Origin of the sequence: Streptomyces endocoffeicus, from assembly GCF_016741935.1 — a bacterium.
GTDB classification, from domain to species: domain Bacteria; phylum Actinomycetota; class Actinomycetes; order Streptomycetales; family Streptomycetaceae; genus Streptomyces; species Streptomyces endocoffeicus.
Window position 1 is genome coordinate 37,714 of the sequence record NZ_JAERRG010000002.1, and the last position, 17,460, is coordinate 55,173.

At 72.9% G+C, this 17,460-nt stretch carries 14 protein-coding genes; 6 read left to right on the top strand and 8 right to left on the bottom strand.

Translation table 11 applies throughout. The annotated features are described in order from the left end of the window. Window positions 1–140: 140 nt before the first annotated feature. From JK364_RS08140 to JK364_RS08155, 4 genes are read right to left on the bottom strand one after another with little or no spacing between them, the layout of a single operon-like run. Window positions 141–1,523, bottom strand: coding sequence for an AAA family ATPase (locus JK364_RS08140; RefSeq protein WP_307841215.1), 1,383 nt, complete (start codon window positions 1,521–1,523; stop codon window positions 141–143). Then, complete coding sequence (locus tag JK364_RS08145) at window positions 1,523–3,229, bottom strand: hypothetical protein (protein WP_201849071.1); 1,707 nt, start codon at window positions 3,227–3,229, stop codon at window positions 1,523–1,525. The genes JK364_RS08140 and JK364_RS08145 overlap by 1 nt, the downstream gene beginning before the upstream one ends. Next, window positions 3,220–4,398 carry a hypothetical protein gene (locus JK364_RS08150; protein ID WP_201849073.1) on the bottom strand — a complete coding sequence of 393 codons (1,179 nt, stop codon included), beginning with the start codon at window positions 4,396–4,398 and terminating at the stop codon, window positions 3,220–3,222. Before JK364_RS08150 ends, JK364_RS08145 begins: the two co-directional genes overlap by 10 nt. A gap of 31 nt (window positions 4,399–4,429) precedes the next feature. After that, window positions 4,430–5,455, bottom strand: a complete 1,026-nt coding sequence (locus tag JK364_RS08155; RefSeq protein ID WP_201849074.1) for a phosphatase PAP2 family protein — start codon at window positions 5,453–5,455, stop codon at window positions 4,430–4,432. A 309-nt stretch (window positions 5,456–5,764) separates the two neighbouring features. Here JK364_RS08155 and JK364_RS08160 point away from each other — a divergent pair, with 309 nt between their 5' ends. Continuing rightward, window positions 5,765–6,358, top strand: a complete 594-nt coding sequence (locus JK364_RS08160) for a histidine phosphatase family protein (RefSeq protein ID WP_201849076.1) — start codon at window positions 5,765–5,767, stop codon at window positions 6,356–6,358. Window positions 6,359–6,403: 45 nt separating this feature from the next. Here the strand turns inward: JK364_RS08160 and JK364_RS08165 are convergent, their stop codons facing one another. Next, window positions 6,404–7,894, bottom strand: coding sequence for an NsdA family TPR-like regulatory protein (locus JK364_RS08165; protein WP_230991619.1), 1,491 nt, complete (start codon window positions 7,892–7,894; stop codon window positions 6,404–6,406). 204 nt (window positions 7,895–8,098) lie between these two features. Here JK364_RS08165 and JK364_RS08170 point away from each other — a divergent pair, with 204 nt between their 5' ends. Beyond that, window positions 8,099–8,680, top strand: a complete 582-nt coding sequence (locus JK364_RS08170) for a hypothetical protein (protein WP_307841190.1) — start codon at window positions 8,099–8,101, stop codon at window positions 8,678–8,680. A 39-nt stretch (window positions 8,681–8,719) separates the two neighbouring features. Next, window positions 8,720–9,610, top strand: coding sequence for a spermidine synthase (locus JK364_RS08175; RefSeq protein WP_201849080.1), 891 nt, complete (start codon window positions 8,720–8,722; stop codon window positions 9,608–9,610). A gap of 340 nt (window positions 9,611–9,950) precedes the next feature. Here the strand turns inward: JK364_RS08175 and JK364_RS08180 are convergent, their stop codons facing one another. Next, window positions 9,951–10,526 (bottom strand): hypothetical protein, encoded by a 576-nt coding sequence (locus JK364_RS08180; RefSeq protein WP_201849082.1) that lies wholly within the window; start codon window positions 10,524–10,526, stop codon window positions 9,951–9,953. 42 nt (window positions 10,527–10,568) lie between these two features. On the opposite strand from JK364_RS08180, the gene JK364_RS08185 reads away from it, so the two are divergent. The 3 genes from JK364_RS08185 to JK364_RS08195 all read left to right on the top strand — a co-directional run bounded on the left by JK364_RS08185 (window position 10,569) and on the right by JK364_RS08195 (window position 13,864). Further along, the gene (locus tag JK364_RS08185) at window positions 10,569–11,282 is read left to right on the top strand and encodes a response regulator transcription factor (protein WP_201849084.1); all 714 of its coding nucleotides are present in this window, start codon (window positions 10,569–10,571) and stop codon (window positions 11,280–11,282) included. Continuing rightward, window positions 11,279–12,673 (top strand): sensor histidine kinase, encoded by a 1,395-nt coding sequence (locus JK364_RS08190; protein WP_201849086.1) that lies wholly within the window; start codon window positions 11,279–11,281, stop codon window positions 12,671–12,673. The genes JK364_RS08185 and JK364_RS08190 overlap by 4 nt, the downstream gene beginning before the upstream one ends. A 138-nt stretch (window positions 12,674–12,811) precedes the next feature. Beyond that, entirely contained in the window at window positions 12,812–13,864 is a 1,053-nt protein-coding gene (locus JK364_RS08195) for a chitinase (protein ID WP_201849088.1), read from the top strand. Between the two features lie 313 nt (window positions 13,865–14,177). Here the strand turns inward: JK364_RS08195 and qcrB are convergent, their stop codons facing one another. Further along, window positions 14,178–15,869 (bottom strand): cytochrome bc1 complex cytochrome b subunit, encoded by a 1,692-nt coding sequence (gene qcrB, locus JK364_RS08200; protein WP_201849090.1) that lies wholly within the window; start codon window positions 15,867–15,869, stop codon window positions 14,178–14,180. A gap of 180 nt (window positions 15,870–16,049) precedes the next feature. Beyond that, window positions 16,050–17,456, bottom strand: a complete 1,407-nt coding sequence (locus JK364_RS08205; protein WP_201849092.1) for a GH1 family beta-glucosidase — start codon at window positions 17,454–17,456, stop codon at window positions 16,050–16,052. Window positions 17,457–17,460 lie beyond the last annotated feature (4 nt).

Below are 17,460 nucleotides of genomic sequence, written 5' to 3' on the forward strand. Positions count from 1 at the left end.
CAAGGGCGCCCCCGCCGTACGCCGCCGACCTGGGGTCTCTCCCCACCCCGCCGCCCCCTGAACCATGGCCGCACCCCTCACCCCGGTGACGCACCGTACAGCCAGGCCCTTACGACATCTGGGACGCCTCCCTCACACCCTTACGGTCGCCATGCCACCCGGTGCTCGGACAGGTGCGCCAGCACCGCGTGATTCGCCTCCCAGCCGTCCGGGAACTTCACCGTGACGCCCAGCTGCACCGGCTCCGTGGACGGGTGCTCGTCCAGCAGCTCGGCCACCCCCGCCCGGCACACCACCACACACGCCTGCCGGTGCCGCGACGCCAGCACGCACAACCGCCCTGTCTCCAGGTGGAAGGCCGTGGCATCCGGCCGCCCCGACAGCGGGTGCAGCACGACCGTGACATCGAACTCACGCCCTTGGAGGCGATTGGCGGTGTCGACGGTGACACCGGAGACCCCGAGCCCCGCCAGCGCCGCCCGGACCGCCGCCGCCTGGTCCCGGTGCGCCGTGCCCACCGCGATCCGGTCCGCCGCGACCGGCTGCGGCTCGTCGGACCGCTCGCTGACCGCCACCGCGCCCCGGTCCAGCAGCCGCCGCACCACCTGGGCCACGGCCGCCACCGCCTCCGGGTCGGTGCGCGGAGTGCGCCGGGCGGGCAGCTCCAGCAGCCCCCAGCCGGACGCGGCGGCCTCGTCCAGCACCCGGTCGGGGCCCGAGCCGTCGGAGGCCACCCCGAAGCTCAGCCGCCGCTCGCCGTGGCCGGTGCCGCTGCGGAAGGGCGTGTACGGGTAGAACGCGTGCGAGACCAGCGGCGCGGCCGAGGCCGGGAGCCGCCAGGAGACCGGCAGCCGGTGCTGCGGAAGCCGCGGATTGTGGGCGAGCAGAGTGGTGACCGCGCTCGCCGACGGGTCGTACGACAGCCCCGCCCACTGGTCGGCGCCCACCACGCTGAACGGGTCCAGCTGCCCCGGGTCGCCCACGAACAGCGCCCGCTCGAACAGCCCGGCGACCGCCAGCAGCGCGTCGGAGCGCATCTGGTATGCCTCGTCCACGATCGCGTGCCGCCACGGCTCGACGTTTTTGATGTGCGCCCACTTCGCGGCCGTGGAGACCACGATGTCGAGCCCGGCGAGGTCGGCGATCTTCGCGGAGGCGCGGACCGACGCATGACCGTCGAGCAACGGGTCGTACGGATGCGGATCGCTGCTGTGCAGCCGCCCCACCGGGAGGTCGGGGTCCGCCGTGGCCAGCCGGTCCACCAGATCGTCCACCTGGGCGTTGGTCTGCGCGACCACCATCAGCGGCCGCCCGGCGGCGGCCAGCTCCCGCGCCGCCCGCACCACCAGCGTCGACTTGCCCGCACCGGGCGGGGAGTCCACGACGACGCCGCGGTCCGCTCCGTGCAGCGTGTCGTGCAGGATCGCCTCGGTGGCCCGCGCCGCGGCGGCCGACGGGTCGAACGGCTCGCCCGCGCGGGCACGGCCCGGGTGGGCCGCGGCGGCGGCCGGGTCCGCGCCGATCACAGATAGTCCTCCTCGGTCATCGGGTCGGGCTGGGGGCCCTGGGCCGGGGCGGCGGCGTCCGGCGGGCCGCCGTGGGTCCATGGGGTGCTCTCCGCGTCGGGCAGCTCGGGGCCGCCGCGCGGGGCGTGCTCGAACAGCGTCCAGCACACCCGGTCGCCCTTCTCGGGCACCGTGCCCGGCTCGGGCTGCTTGCCCCGGCCCATCCCGCCGGTCAGCCGCACCACCAGCGCGCGGCGCGGGCCGTCGGCATCGCCCGGACTATCCGCATTGCGCGGGCTGTCCGCATCGCCCCGGCCCTCCACGGCATCGGCTCCGTCGGCCTCGTCGGCCTCCTCGGACCCGTCAGCGCCGTCCAGGTCCGCGAGACCGGCGAACTCCCCGCTCTGCGCCCTGCCGTCGGCCGTGACCCGGTGCAGCTTGACCCGCTCGGCCAGGTGCGGACGGTCCTCGGTGCGGATCGTGACCAGCGGGCGCGGACGCGGCACCTTGGCGTCCGACCAGGCCATCTCCACATCGATCACCTCGCCCGCGAATGCCTCACCGGCCAGCCGCCGCCCCGCCATGACCAGCGGATCGTCCAGCGCCTCATGGGCGTCCAGCTGGGCCTGCGCGGTCTCGCGCGCGGCGAGCTTCTGCGCCGCCGTCACCGCGTCGTCCAGCTTGGGCTGCGGCGGTTCCCCGGCCCGGACCCGGTCCCGGTGGCCGGTGTAGGACCAGCGGTCCCGCTTCCAGCGGTCGGCCACCCGCGCGCCCTCCGGGAGGGCGCGCAGCAGATCCACCCCGCGCCACAGCGCGTCCCAGGTGGGCCGCAGCTGCGACTCGATCAGCCCGCGCAGCTCCGCCTCGGCGAGCCGCAGCCGCGCCGCGCCCCCGGCCACGCCCTGTGACGCCTCGGCGCGGGCCGCGTCGTAGCGGGACATCGCCGGGGCCAGCAGCTTGTTGTCGAAGGCGGGGTCGGTGGCCGGTCCGGCGGGCGGACAGCTCAGCCGGCCGTCCTCGTCCCGCTCCGACTCCGCCCGCAGCGCCGCCTCCGCCCCCGGCACGCCCTCCGGGGGGTCGATCCAGGCGAGCAGCGAGCCCAGGTGCTGATCCTCGAGATTGCTCTGTCCGGTCGCCCAGTGACGGCTCAGCAGCTCGGTGAGCGACAGCAGCAGACAGGAGCCGGGCACCCGCGCCCGCTCCCCGTAGTGGGTCAGCCAGCGGCCCAGCAGCGGTACGCGCGCGGGCGCCGGGAAGGGCGTCTCCGGGTCCTGCTCGGCGGTCCGCCGGAACCGCATCGACCGGCCCAGCAGCCGGACGAACGCCACGCCCGCGGCGCTGGGCACCAGCAGCTGCGGCGCGTCCGCACAGAGCTCGACCTGGACCGGCACCTTCTTACCGGTCTCGGGATCGGTCTCCTTGCGCTCCTCCAGCTCGACCTCGTCCCCGTACGAGTCCAGATACGGCTGGATCTCCTCCGCGAGCTCGGCGAGGAACGCGAACCGCAGGTCGCGGTCGCGCGGCTGGGCCACGATCAGCAGCCGTGGCGCGTCCCGGTCGGTGCCCACCAGCGCCCCGAGCGGCGCCCCCGCCTCACCCGCGGTGGTGAGCGGGACGAACGCCAGCGGACGCTCCGAGAGATGGCGGTGGCGCACGGTGGTCAGGGGCTGGGCCCGCCCCTCCCGGACCGCCTCCATCCGGGCCAGGGTGCTGATCAGCGACATGCCACCGCCTCGGGGCGGGACGCGAGCGCCTCCGCGCGCAGGGCCGCCGCGCGGCGCAGGGCGTCCACGGCGGGGTCACCGCTGGGAGCCTCGTCGGCGGGGCCGTGCATGGCGGCCGTAAGGACGGCGTCCACGGTAGTGAGCCCGCCCAGCTCGCCCCGGACGCCACGGCCCAGCGCCTCGACCTGTCCCGCCGCGCGGGACCGCGTCCGGCAGTGGGCGGCCAGCTCACAGGTGGACAGGCACTCCGGCGCGTACGCCGCGTCGACCGTGTCCACGGCGGCCGTGAGCTCCTCGGCCGGCCGGGTCGGGAGCCGGCCGTCGTCGGTGAGCCGGAGGTCGAAGGTGGTGCCCTCGGGGAGGGCGGCGGCGATCTCCTCGATCCGGGTCAGCCGGTCCAGCTGCCGCCGGGTGACCGCCAGCTGCTTGCGCACATCGACCAGCTCGGCGGTCGGCAGGTTGGAGAAGTCCTTGGGGCACACGAGCAGCGCCTGACGCCGCACCCGGGCCCGTACGGGAGCGCGGTCCGCCCTGTCCGCCGCCTCCGTTACCTCCGCCGCCTCCGTCGGATCCGCCGCGTCGCCGCCCTCCTCGGGCTCGCCGATCATCGACGCCACCCGCTCCAGCGCCAGCGTGTAGACCGCCGACTGCCGGGCGGCCGCGCCCACCTTGGCAGGGTCGGCGGAGCCGTCCACCATGGGGAAGGACTTGATCTCGATGACCGTCCACGACCCGTCGGGGTGGACCACGACCGCGTCCGGCTCCAGGAAGGCGGGCGACCCCGCGACGTCCAGGCTCACCATCGGATGGTCCAGCAGCGCCCAGCCCCCCGCCTCCGTGGCCTCCCGCAGCGCGAGCGCCGTACGGGCGGTACGGCCCTGCGGTCCGGGCGCGGTCAGATCGGGGGTCGCGACGGCGCCGGGGCCGGGCGGCTCCGAGCCGTCGCGCAGCCGCTCGTGCAGCAGCCGCACCAGATCCGCGCCGCCGTCGGCCTTGACCCGGGCCTCGAAGGAGTTGCCGCGCTGATGAGCGAACTGCGACTGCCCGAAGTTCGCGGGAGCCCCCAGGGCCTGCGCCAGCGCGCCCTTGTCGACTCCGGCCCCGTCCAGCAGCGCGCGGCGGCGGCAGCCCGGGTTGGCGGCCAGCGCCGCCAGCGCTCGGGCGTCCATCGGACGGGGAGCGGTGGCCGGGCCGCGCAGCTCAGCGAGCCGCTGCCGGAGCCCCGTCGCCTGCCGTGGAGGCCGCGCCGCCCGTGGCCGTGGCGCCCCGGCCGCCGGTACCGGCACCGGCTCCCCGGCCGCCGTCGTCCGCGGCACCGTCGGTGCGTTGCCTGTCCGCGCCCCTGCCCTGCTGTCGGGGGATCCGTTCCCGTTCACGCGCCGAAGTCTCGCACTTGTCACCGACATTCGCGGGCACACCCGCGTTTCGGGAGACGACGGGGGCCTCCTGGGCCGGGCGCAGACGGGTGCGCACGGCGTCCGCGAGCCGCAGCGCCGGGCCCGCCAGCAGCGCCCCGAGCCCCATGGCGGCGACGCCGGCGGCCGCGTCCAGGAAGTAGTGGTTGGCGGTGCCCATCACCACGAGCGTGATCGCCAGCGGATAGCCGACCGCGCCGACCTTGGCCCACACCGAGCGTCCGTGCCGCCACAGGGAGACGCCGCACCACAGCGCCCATCCCACATGGAGGCTGGGCATCGCCGCGTACTGGTTGGTCAGCCCGCCGAGCCCGCGCGGTGCGCTGGCGTCGCCGCCCCACCAGCCGTACGAGCCGTACTGCGCCATGGTGTCCACGAAGCCGTAGCTCGCGTCCAGGAGCCGCGGCGGGCACGTGGGCAGCAGCGTGAAGCCGATGAGGCCGATGACGGTGGAGACCAGCAGCCAGGTGCGCAGAAAGCGGTAGTCCGACGCCTTACGGCGCTTCCACAGCCACATCAGGATGGCCGGGGTGAGGACGTAGTGCAGCGAGGCGTAGGCGAAGTCCGCAGGTATGCCTATGAACGCGTTGGCCGTGAAGAGGTCGTTCAGCGGCGACTCGAAGTCGATGTTCAGACGCTGTTCGAAATGGAGGATCGCCAGACCGTGATCGACGGCGGTGGACACATCGCCGCGGGCCAGGAGCCGACCGGCCGAGTACGCGGCGTACACCGCCGCTATGAGCGGCAGTTCGGTCCACCAACGGGGCCGACTGCCCTGTGCTGCTCCGGCACGGGGCACGGTAAAGGGCATTCGGACGCTCTCCAAAGTTCAGCCGGCCAGAAAAAGGCGCGCGGTCAACCGTACGGTGTAGGCGAAGCGACCTACGCACCGCCCCCATCCGCGAGCGCGCCCACAGTCGGGACCCCCCGGCGGACTCGCGCGCAGCCTGGAAGACGCCAGGAGTGACCCGGAGGTTGCCTGCCGATCACGTGCGCGATGATGGAGGGATGGTGATCGGCCATGTGCCGGTCCCGTGATGTGCACGAAACCGCAGGCAGCGACGTGTAACGGCGCACGGCGGCGCGGCGGTGCGGATCCGGTGAAAGAAGGCACTGCCCCATGGCCCCACGCATCCTCCTGGCCCGGCACGGACAGACGCGGTGGTCGCTGACCGGGAAGCACACCGGCCGTACGGACATCCCGCTGCTGGACGAGGGGCGGCGCGGCGCCGAACTGCTCGGCGAGCGGCTGCACCACGGCCCCTGGGCGGGCCTCCCGGACGTCGAGGTGCGCACCAGCCCGCTGGCGCGGGCGAAGGAGACCTGCGCCCTGGCGGGCTTCGGCGACCGGGCGCGGGAGTGGGACGCGCTCCTGGAGTGGGACTACGGCGCGTACGAGGGGATGACCCCCGACGAGATCAAGGCCATCCGGCCGGGCTGGCTCATCTGGCGCGACGGGGTGTCCGAGGGCGAGTCGATCGCCTCGATCGCGGCGCGGGCCGACGAGGTCGTGGAGTGGGCGCGCTCGGCCGACCGCGATGTGCTGGTCTTCGCGCACGGCCACATCCTGCGGACGCTGGGTGCCCGTTGGCTCGGCCATGACGCCTCCTTCGCCGCCCGTATCCGGCTCGATCCCACGTCCCTGTCGGTGCTCGGCTGGGCGTACGGCGAGCCCGCCATCGAGCGCTGGAACGACACCGGTCATCTCGACTGAACCGGCCGTTGAACCGGCCATCCCGATCGAGGCGCCGAACCGGCGTCAGACCGGGCTGGTGAGGCCGGCCGGTTCGGGGCGCGCGGTGACCTCGGGACGGGCGGCCGGTTCGGGACGGGCGGTGGCCCCGGGACAGGCGGTGGCCCCGGGGCGGGCGGCGGCCGTCTCATAGCGGGCGAGGAAGTCCGCGACCGCCGCATCGCGACCGTAAGGACGAAGTATCCGGGCCGTGTCGTTGAGCATCCGGCGGATCCGCGACGACTTCACCTGGTCCAGTAGGCCGAGCGCCCGGCCGGCCGAGGCGGCGGCCGCGTCCGGCGCGCCGCCCGCCACCAGATCGCTCGCCAGCTCCGTGGTGAACAGCGCGATATTGCGGGTGAAGTGGGGGTTCTGGAGGGCGACCGCGCGCCGCGCGTGTTCCACGGCGCGCTTCCAGTCGCCGAGCGCCGACCAGCACTGCGCCTCCAGCCCCTCCAGTTCGGCCTCCCCGAAGAAGCTCATCCACTCGGGGTCGGCGTCGCAGGGCCCGCGCTCGAACAGCGTCCGGGCGCGCAGCAGCGCCCGCTCGCAGCCGCCCCGGTCGGTCAGCCAGGCGAGCCCCCCGGCCTCGCGCAGCGCGAGCAGGGACAGCAGCCGTGGCGAGGCGAGCCGCTCGGCGACCCGCTGGGCCGCCTGCGCCGCCCTTACGGCTTCGCGGGGGTGTCCGGCGTCGCGGGCGAGGAAGGCGGTGTTGCAGAACGCGTGCGCCTCCAGGGCGGCGTCGCCGGAGACCCGCGCGGTGGCCAGGGCCTCGGCGTAGTGGGACCGGGCGTCGGACAGCCGCCCGGAGTCATGGGCCAGCCAGCCCACCGAGATGGCCAGTTCGCCCGCGCCCGCGAAGAGCCGCTCGGCGATCGAGCGGTTGTAGCCGCCCGCGTCGAGCAGGGCGTAGGCGGCGCTCAGCGGTTTGGCGGTGTGCGCGTAGAGGGGGTCGGCGCCGTGCCGGTCGTCCAGCACCCGGATCCGCCGTACGGCCTCCTCCACGGCGGCGGCCTCGGCCTCGCCCACCCGCCGCCCCGCCCGCCGGGGCGGTGTCCCGGCCCGGGGCGCGGCGGCCACGGCGGCGGCCGCCGCCCCACCGGCCATGAACGAGCGGCGCAGCAGTTCGCTCTCCTCGAAGACGTCGACGGACCCCTTGCCCTGGGGCTCGCAGGGCCCGGGGCGCGGGCCGGGAAAGGGGACGGATACGGGGACGGGAGGGTCCACGGGGCCGCGCGCTTGATGGCCGCGCACCGACTCGCGGGAGGCGAAGCCGAGATCCGTAAGGGTGCGGCCGGGGAACATATGACGGAAGACCCGCTCGTACGCGTAGTTGGGGCAGCGGATCGCCCCCGACTCGACACGGCCGATATAGCGGGCGTCGCAGGAGACCTGCTCGCCGATCTCACGGGCGGCGCGGCGTACGGACGCCGCGAACTCGGAGGGCGAGAGCTGGCCGCGCAGTCGGCGGAACGCGGTGTTCGGCCGGGGTGGCGGGGGCTCTGGAAGCGGCGTCATCTGAGCCTCTCCCTTGGTGATGCCAGGTGGGCGGGGGAGAACCGTACCGGCTGCGCGATCCACGACACTCGGAGATTTCCGGCAAATGTGATGTCTCGCCCACGATCTGCCATGAACTGCCATCCTTTACGGCGGCATTCGGCCGTAGCCGTTGACACCGCCGCGCGTTGAACCAGGTGCTACCCGATGAAGAGGGAGGCCGGAGTGGATACCAGCCGCTCACGGACGACTGCCCAGCACCCCCAGCACCCCCAGCGCCAGGACTGCGATCTCGTCACCGTGCCCGCCCGCCAGGGGCTGGAGGCGGTGGACATCCTGCGTCGTGCGTGCGACGGCCTCGGCCCCGTCCTGCATGACAACGCCTGCGACACCCTCGGCTTCCTGGTCCCGCCCGGCACGGCGGACGGCTGGGACCTGCCGGGCTCGGCGTGCACCCAGACATCCGGGCGCGGGATCCGGATAAATATCGACTCCGGCTCCGGCACCCCCGCCGAGGCCGGAGACACCCGAACCGGAGACTCCGCATTCGGGGATCCCGCATACGGGACCTGCGAATCCGGAGACGGTCAATCCGGAGACCTCGCAACCGGAGACCTCGCATCCGGAGACGGAGAACCCGGAGACGGTGAATCCGGCGCGGCCGGGAACGAGGCCCCGCCGGGCATCGGCACCGGCTGGCTGGTGCCGCCCGACGCGGCGTACACGGTCGCCACCGACCCCGCCGAGCTCCGGGCGGCGCTCGGTGAGGCGGCCCGCACGATCGAGGCCGTCGACCGCTGCCAGTGAGTCCCGGGGCTGTCAGTGGTCGGCCCCATACTGGGACACATGGCGAAAGGCACGAACAAGCGAGCCGCGCGCGGGCGCGGAGCGGCGCGGGGACGCAGCCCCGAGCCGGTCACCGCATCCGTCGACGGGGGGCTCGCCGAGCTCGTGCCGGACCGGGACCGGCCGCGCGGCTGGACGCTGCTGATCGACGGCAAGCCGCAGTCGCATGTGGACCTCGACGACCCGGCCCATCTCGACTTCGAATACCAGCGCGGATTCGGCCATGTCGCCGATCTCGCCGCCCCTCCCGGCCGCCCGCTGCACGCGGTCCATCTGGGCGGCGGCGCCTTCACTCTCGCCCGCTATATAGCGGCCACCCGCCCCCGCTCCACCCAGCAGATCATCGAGATCGACGCCCCGCTCGTCCAGTTCGTCCGGCGTGAGCTGCCGCTGGACCCCGGTGACCGGATACGGGTGCGCGGCGCCGACGCCAGGGCCGGGCTCGCCAAGGTGCCCGACGGCTGGGCGGATCTGATCATCGCGGATGTCTTCAGCGGGGCCCGTACGCCCGCCCATCTCACCAGCGCGGAGTTCCTCGCCGAGGTGCGCCGCGCCCTGCGCCCCGACGGGTGCTATGCGGCGAATCTCGCCGACGGCCCGCCGCTGGCCCATCTGAAGGCCCAGATCGCCACCGCCCGCGCCGCGTTCGCCGAGGTGTGCCTGACCGCCGACCCCGCCCTGCTGCGCGGCCGCCGCTTCGGCAACGCCGTGCTGCTGGCCGCCGACCGCGAGCTGCCGCTGGCCGAGCTCACCCGCCGCGCCGCGGGCGATCCGCACCCCGCCCGGGTCGAACACGGGCGTGTGCTCGCGGACTTCACCGGTGGCGCGGCCCCGGTCACCGACGCGACCGCCGCCCCTTCCCCGCCCCCGCCGCCCGCCGTCTTCGCCTGACGCGCGGCTCCGCCGCGTGGGCGCGCCCGGCGACGGCGCCGCAGACGATCGACGGCAGCTCAGGCCACTTCCAGCGAAGCGCTTACGGGGCGTCCGCCGCGTGGCGGGGGCTTCGCCCCTGGACCCCGGGCTCGGGGGCGGAGCCCCGCCTTCCAGCCCCTCCAGGGGGCACCTCCCAGCGGTAGCTGGGGGAGTTTGAGGAGCGGGGTCTGGGGCGGAGCCCCAGTTGTGGGAAGGGGCGGGGAGGGGGAAGCACCGATATGCGGCTCCGCCGCGTGGCCCGCCGCAGGCGTCACGATCCGTCGGACACCTCCAGGTGCTCGTCCTAGTGCTCGTCGATCTAGTGCTCGTCGATGCGGACCTGGGGCGGGCCGTCGTGCCAGGTGCAGAAGATGGTGGTGGTGTCGGCCCCGGAGACGAAGTCCACCCGGATCCACTCGCTCTGCTTCCACACCTGCATCTGCCATCCGCCGTCCGGGGTCGCCGAGACCAGATCCGCCGACGCCGCCCGGATGTCGAAGACCGCCCGGCCGCCCTTGGCCGGATAGCTGCGCACCTCCCCGCTCTCCTCCGGCCGCGCCGACTCCCGCCGGGACGGCGTCTGCGTCGGCTTCCGGGTGCGCCCGGCCGAACCGGACTCCTTGTCCTTGTCCCCGCCGGACCCCGCGGCCGTCCCAGGAGGCGAGGGCGAGGACGGCGAGGACGGTGAAGTGGCCGAGGGCGAGGGCGGTTTGGGGCGATGCGTGGAGGAGGACCAGGCCCCGTTCGCCGACCCCGAGCCGTCCGTGATCGGCAGCGCGCGCGGCGGATCGTAGGCCGTACCGGTCAGCACCGTCCGCACGCCGTACCACGACAGCGTGACCGCGGCGCCGGTCGCCAGCACCCAGGCCAGACATTGGACCAGACCTCTTTGCATCTTCCTCATCTTGCCTCACCCGAATGGCGTACGGTGCCGCTCATGGCAAGTGTGCTAGTGGTCGAGGACGACCAGTTCGTGCGCTCAGCCCTCATACGGCAGTTGACCGAGGCGTCCCATACCGTGCGCAGCGTCGGCACCGCCCTGGAGGCGTTGCGCGAGGTGGCGCAGATCGGATTCGACGTCGTCATCCTGGACCTCGGCCTGCCCGATCTGGACGGGGCGGAGGCGCTCAAGATGCTGCGCGGCATCACCGATGTGCCGGTCATCGTGGCCACCGCCCGTGACGACGAGGGTGAGATCGTCCGGCTGCTCAACGACGGCGCCGACGACTACCTGGTCAAACCGTTCTCCGTGGCCCATCTCTCCGCCCGGATGACCGCCGTGCTGCGCCGTGCGCGCGGGGGCGGGCCGGGTGAGCCGGGCGGCGCGGCGGCGCCCCCCGCGGTGCTCCGGGTCGGCGGACTGGCCGTCGATCCGCTGCGCCGTCAGGCCCAGTTGGACGGGATGGCGCTCGATCTGACCCGGCGGGAATTCGATCTGCTGGCCTATCTCGCCGGGCGGCCCGGCGTCGTGGTGCCGCGCCGGGAGCTCCTCGCCGAGGTCTGGCGGCAGGCGTACGGGGACGACCAGACCATCGACGTCCATCTGTCCTGGCTGCGCCGCAAGCTGGGCGAGACGGCCGCCCGGCCGCGCTATCTCCATACGCTGCGCGGGGTCGGGGTCAAACTGGAGCCCCCGGCGGAGCACACGTGAGATGGGCCCTGGTCAAGGTCTGCCTGGCGGTCACGGCGATGGTCGTGGTCGCCTTCGCCGTACCGCTCGGACTCGTCGTCAAGGAGCTGGCCCGGGACCGGGCGTTCGCCGACGCCGAGCGGCAGGCCGCCACCATCGGCCCGGCGCTCGCCATCACCACCGAGCGGGCGCGGCTGCAGCGCGCGGTCGCCAGCACCCAGGCGGGCGGGGACGGCCGGATGGCGCTGCACGTCCCCGATGAGCCGGGGAAGCGGGGAAGCGGCTACGACCTGGGCAAGAGCCGTGCGCCCAGGGGCGAGCTGGCCACCGCGCGGCGGCTCGGCCGCGCCTCGGTGTCCGGCGCCCCCGGGGGCTACGCGCTGCTCCAGCCGACCGCGCTGAGCAGCGGTCAGGTCGCGGTCGTGGAGGTGTACGTCCCACGCGGCGTGGTCACCAGCGGGGTGACCACGTCGTGGCTGGTGCTCGCGGGCGTCGGCCTCGCGCTGATCGTCGGCGCGGTGGCCATCGCCGACCGGCTCGGCACCCGGCTGGTGCGCCCCGCCGGGCGGCTCGCCGGGGCCGCCCACGACCTGGGCCGGGGCGAGCTCGGGGTGCGCGTCCCGGAGGACGGCCCGGCCGAACTCCGGGCGGCGGCCGCCGCGTTCAACTCCATGGCCGACCAGGTGGTCCAGCTCCTGGCCGGTGAGCGTGAGCTGGCCGCCGACCTCTCCCACCGGCTCCGCACCCCGCTCACCGTGCTGCGCCTCAACGCCGCCTCGCTGGGCGAGGGACCGGCGGCCGACCACACCCGTGCCGCCGTCGCCCAGCTGGAGGGCGAGGTCGACCAGATCATCCGCACCGCGCGCCAGCAGAAGACCCACACCCCCTCCGGCTGCGACGCCTCCGAGGTGATCCGGGACCGGATGGAGTTCTGGTCCGCGCTCGCCGAGGACGAGGACCGTACGGTGCGGCTGGCCGGGGTCGACCGCACCGTAAGGGTGCCGGTCGCCCGCCCCGAACTGGGCGCCGCGCTGGACGCCCTGCTCGGCAATGTCTTCCGGCACACGCCCGAGGGCACGGCGCTCGCGGTCGACGTCCACAACGGCGAGGACAGCGTGATCATCCTGGTCTCGGACGCGGGCCCCGGCATCGCCGACCCGGACGCGGCGCTCCGCCGGGGCCACGGCGACGGCGGCCCCGGCTCGACCGGCCTCGGCCTGGACATCGTGCGCCGGGTCGCGGAGTCCACGGGCGGCGATCTGCGGATCGGGCGGTCCGTGCTGGGCGGCACCGAGGTACGGGTGTGGCTCTCGCTGAACGGTGCCGGATCCGCCGACCCGGGGCAGCGGCGGCGCGGCCGTAAGAAGAGGACCAGGGGCCGCGGCAGGGCCAAGGAGCCCGCGGAGCATTAATCACCGCCGATGGGTTCCTTAAGGCAGCCATAAGATCCGTGGCCGGTGCACGGATCCTGCCGTTTGTCCGACTTCCCCTCGCTAGCGTGTCGCCCGCACCATCACCCCCCACATCCGTACAGCGAAGGCAGGCACCTGATGAGCAGCACGCACCGTCGCAAGGCCGGCCGGACCACCAAGGTGATCGGCGCGACCGCCGCCGCCCTCGTGGCCGGCGGCACGGCGTTCGCGCTCAGCGGGGCGGCGAACGCGGGAACCGTCTCCGAGAAGACCACCGCCTCCGAGAAGCCCGCCGCGGCGGCGGGCGGCTTCGCCCCGTACATCGACACCTCGCTCTACCCCGCCTACGACATGGTGGGCACCGCCGACAAGACCGGCGTCAAGGAGTTCAACCTCGCCTTCATCACCTCCGGTGGCGGCTGTACCCCCAAGTGGGGCGGCGGCACCGAGGTCGGTGACAACGAGGTGGCCAAGCAGACCGAAGCGCTGCGCGCGAAGGGCGGCGACGTCCGGGTCTCCTTCGGCGGCGCCTCCGGCTCCGAGCTGGGCCTGGTCTGCACCTCGGCCGACGAGCTCGCCGCGGCCTACGGCAAGGTCGTGGACGCCCTCAAGCTCACCAAGGTCGACTTCGACATCGAGGGCAGCGCGCTCCCGAACAAGGAGGCCAACACCCGCCGCGCCCAGGCGATAGCCAAGCTGCAGCAACAGCACTCGGACCTGGACGTCTCCTTCACCCTGCCGGTGCTGCCGACCGGCCTCACCCAGGACGGTGTCGACCTCGTCGCCGACGCCAAGAAGAACGGTGTGAAGGTCTCCGCCGTCAACATCATGGCGATGGACTACGGCGCGTCCTTCGACGGCGACATGGGCCAGTACGCGATCGACGCCGCCACCGCGACCCAGGGCCAGATCAAGGAAGCGCTCGGGCTGAACGACGACGAGGCGTGGAAGGCCGTCGCGGTCACCCCGATGATCGGCGTCAACGACGTCAAGAACGAGATATTCAAGGTCGACGACGCCTCCCAGGTGGTGGAGTTCGCCAAGTCCAAGGGCCTGGCCTGGCTGTCGATGTGGTCCGCGACCCGGGACAAGCAGTGCCCCAGCCCGCAGGACACCGCGTCGCCGACCTGCAGCTCGATCGACCAGGAAGAGTTCGCGTTCGCCAAGGCGTTCGGCGCCGTCAACGGCTGACGACGACGTAGCCGGATAAGCCCCGCATTCACCACCCCCCACGGAAACCCCCCACACGGCGGGGCGCGGAAGGAATCCCCCACCCACCGCGCCCCGCCGCTTCCGTCGGCCTGACTTCCAGCCCCTCCAGGGGGCACCTCTCAGCGGTAGCTGGGGGAGTTTGAGGAGCGGGGTCTGGGGCGGAGCCCCCCACGCGGCGGAGCCGCATATCGTCAGGTGCCGGGAAGGGGCGGGGAGGGGGAAGCACCGATATGCGGCTCCGCCGCGTGGCCCGCCGCAGGCGTCACGGTCCGCCGGACATGGCGGACACCCCCTAGGGCCGCTGCGGTTCCTCGGCCCGCTCCTCCGCCTCCTCCGCCTCGTGCTCCTCGTGCTCGGCCACCTGCTCCTTCGTCGGCTTGGCGACCTGGCCGTCGCGACCGAAGTAGCTCCGGGACAGCGAGACCCGCAGCCGCTCCTTGAAGGAGAGCTTCCGGGCGACCCCGGCCTCGTCGACCGTCGGCGGCAGCTCCAGCGGCAGATACTGCTCATACGCGGTCAGCGTGTACTTCTCCCCGGGCGAGAGCGGCTCGTGCACCTCGACGTACTCGCCGTGCGGCAACCGCTGGATGGTGCCGGTCTCGCGGCCGTGCAGCAGCATCTGCCGGTCCTTGTGCTGGAGGCCGAGACAGATCCGCTTGGTGATCACGAAGACCACGACCGGCACCACGAAGAAGCCGATCCGGCAGGTCCAGGTGATCGCGTTGATCGACAGCTGGAAGTGGGTGGCGATGAGGTCATTGCCGCCGCCCGCCAGCAGCACCGCGTAGAGGGCGATCCAGGCGGCGCCGAAGGCGGTGCGGGTCGGGGCGTTGCGTGGGCGCTGATTGAGATGGTGCTCGCGCCGGTCCCCGGTGATCCACGCCTCCAGGAACGGATAGAGCCAGATGACCAGCAGCACCATGGGGAAGACCAGGAAGGGGATCAGCACCCCGAGCACCAGGGTGTGGCCCCAGAGATTGATCTCCCAGCCCGGCATCAGCCGGATCAGCCCCTCGGAATAGCCCATGTACCAGTCGGGCTGGGCGTCGGTGGACACCTGGTCGGGGCGGTAGGGGCCGTAGGACCACACCGGATTGATCTGGGCGATGGCCGACATCAGGGTGGTGACGCCGAAGACCAGGAAGAAGAATCCGCCGGACTTGGCCACATAGACCGGCCAGAGGGGCGGCCCCACGATATTCATGTTCTTCTTTCCGGGCCCCGGTTGATGGGTGTGCTTGTGATAGACGAGCAGGATCATATGGAGCGCCAGCAGCCCGAGCATGATGCCCGGAATGAGCAGCACATGCACGGTGAAAAGCCGTGGCACGACCGCCATTCCCGGGAATTGGCCGTCGAAGAAGAAGAACGACAGATAGGTGCCGACGATCGGGACGGACAGGATCGCGCCCTCCATGAAGCGCAGACCGGTGCCGGACAGCAGATCGTCGGGCAGCGAATAGCCCATGAAGCCGTCGAACATCCCGAGGATCAGCAGACCGGCGCCGGACAGCCAGTTGATCTCGCGCGGTTTGCGGAAGACGCCGTTGAAGAACGTCCGCATCATATGGACGATCATGCTGGCGATGAAGACGATCGCCGCCCAGTGGTGAACCTGCCGCATCAGCAGTCCGCCGCGCACATCGAAGCTGATGTTCAGCGTGGACTCGTACGCTTGCGACATGCGGATGCCGTTCAGCGGCGTCCACCGGCCGTCGTAGATCACCTCGTTCATCGCCGGTTTGAAGAACAGGGTCAGATAGACACCGGTCAGAATGATGATGACGAACGTATAGAGGGCGATCTCACCGATCAGAAAGGACCAGTGGTCGGGGAAGACCTTGCGCAAATTGGCCTTGGCCATCGTGAACAGGCCCACCCGGCCGTCGAACCAGCCGGCGAGGGCCTCGCCTTTTCCGGCGGGCGCGCGCCGACCGGATGGCTCATCGCGGAACCTCTGCCGGCGCTCCGGAAATGCTCTCATGTCTCAATGGGTTTACCAGGCATTCTCCACGGATGACGGCGCCCTTCCGCCGGGTGGATCAGGGCGTAACCCCTTTGAAGGAAGAACGCTCCGGCCGGCTTGCGCCCCGCTGCCCGCCTCCGCCGCCGTCCGCGGTGCCGCCCGCCCCCCAGCGGGCGGCACCGCGGACGCGCGCCCCGGTCAGACCGCCGGAAGCTCTCCGGTGCGGGCCACCCGGGCGTACCAGCGGGCGCTGGACTTCGGCACCCGGGTCTGCGTCGGGTAGTCGACGTAGACCGCGCCGAAGCGCTTGCTGTAGCCGTACGCCCATTCGAAGTTGTCCATCAGCGACCACAGGAAGTAACCGCGCAGATCGGCGCCGTCCGCGATGGCCTGGTGGGCCACGGCCAGATGGGCCTGGAGGTAGTCGATCCGCCGCGGATCGTGGACCGCGCCCTCCGCGTCCGGCTTGTCGTCGAACGCGGCGCCGTTCTCGGTGATGTACAGCGGCACGCCCGGCGCCTCACGGCTGTAGCGCATCAGCAGGTCGTGCAGCCCGGTCGGGTCGATCGTCCAGCCCATCTCGGTGCGCTCGCCCGGGGTCTGGTGGAACGCCACCCCCTCCGAGCCCGGCCACGGGGAGTGGGCACTGGCGCCGTGGCCGTCGTGGCGGGCGGGCGAACCGTCGTTGTCGGTGGCGGCTGATACCAATGACGGTGTGTAGTAATTGATGCCCAGCGCGTCCAGGGGGTGCTTGATGACGGCCAGATCGCCATCGCGGACGAACGACCAGTCGGTGATCGAGGCGGTGTCCTTGATCAGGTCGCTGGGGTACGCGCCGCGCAGCAGCGGCCCGGTGAAGACCCGATTGGCCAGTGCGTCGATACGCCGCGCCGCGTCCTGGTCCTCGGGCTTGTCGCTGTGCGGCCGGACCACGGCCGGGTTGAGGCTGATGGCGATCTGAGCGCGGGCGGGGAGCGCGGCGCGCAGCGCCTGGGCGCCGAGGCCATGGGCGAGGTTCAGATGGTGGGCGGCGCGCAGCGGGGCCAGCCGCTCGGTGCGGCCCGGGGCGTGCACCCCCGAGCCATAGCCCAGGAAGGCGCTGCACCACGGCTCGTTGAGGGTGGTCCAGAACTCGACGCGGTCGCCCAGCGCCTCCGCCACGATGCCCGCGTACTCGGCGAACCGCTCGGCGGTCTCTCGCTCCGGCCACCCGCCTGCGCTCTCCAGCTCCTGGGGCAGGTCCCAGTGGTAGAGGGTGACCACCGGCTGGATGCCCGCGCCCAGCAGCTCGTCCACCAGCGACCGGTAGAAGTCGAGCCCGCGCTGCACGGCCGGTCCCCGGCCGGTCGGCTGCACCCGCGACCAGGACACCGAGAAGCGGTACGCCCCCAGGTTCAGCTCCGCCATCAGCCGGACGTCCTCGCGGAAGCGGTGGTAGTGGTCGACCGCCACATCACCGGTGTCACCGGCGAGCACCTTGCCGGGGGTGTGGCTGAAGGTGTCCCAGATGGAGGGGGTACGGCCGTCCTCCTGGGCGGCGCCCTCGACCTGATAGGCGGCCGAGGCCGCGCCCCACAGGAATCCGGGCGGGAAGGTAAGAGTCATGGAA

Bases quoted from the DNA above. Each gene is read 5' to 3' on its own strand.
- JK364_RS08165 (WP_230991619.1), bottom strand. From the start codon at position 7,894: ATGACGCCGCTTCCAGAGCCCCCGCCACCCCGGCCGAACACCGCGTTC.
- JK364_RS08180 (WP_201849082.1), bottom strand. From the start codon at position 10,526: ATGCAAAGAGGTCTGGTCCAATGTCTGGCCTGGGTGCTGGCGACCGGC.
- JK364_RS08175 (WP_201849080.1), top strand. From the start codon at position 8,720: ATGGCGAAAGGCACGAACAAGCGAGCCGCGCGCGGGCGCGGAGCGGCG.
- JK364_RS08205 (WP_201849092.1), bottom strand. From the start codon at position 17,456: ATGACTCTTACCTTCCCGCCCGGATTCCTGTGGGGCGCGGCCTCGGCC.
- JK364_RS08160 (WP_201849076.1), top strand. From the start codon at position 5,765: ATGGCCCCACGCATCCTCCTGGCCCGGCACGGACAGACGCGGTGGTCG.
- qcrB (WP_201849090.1), bottom strand. From the start codon at position 15,869: ATGAGAGCATTTCCGGAGCGCCGGCAGAGGTTCCGCGATGAGCCATCC.
- JK364_RS08150 (WP_201849073.1), bottom strand. From the start codon at position 4,398: ATGGACGCCCGAGCGCTGGCGGCGCTGGCCGCCAACCCGGGCTGCCGC.
- JK364_RS08195 (WP_201849088.1), top strand. From the start codon at position 12,812: ATGAGCAGCACGCACCGTCGCAAGGCCGGCCGGACCACCAAGGTGATC.
- JK364_RS08155 (WP_201849074.1), bottom strand. From the start codon at position 5,455: ATGCCCTTTACCGTGCCCCGTGCCGGAGCAGCACAGGGCAGTCGGCCC.
- JK364_RS08145 (WP_201849071.1), bottom strand. From the start codon at position 3,229: ATGTCGCTGATCAGCACCCTGGCCCGGATGGAGGCGGTCCGGGAGGGG.
- JK364_RS08185 (WP_201849084.1), top strand. From the start codon at position 10,569: ATGGCAAGTGTGCTAGTGGTCGAGGACGACCAGTTCGTGCGCTCAGCC.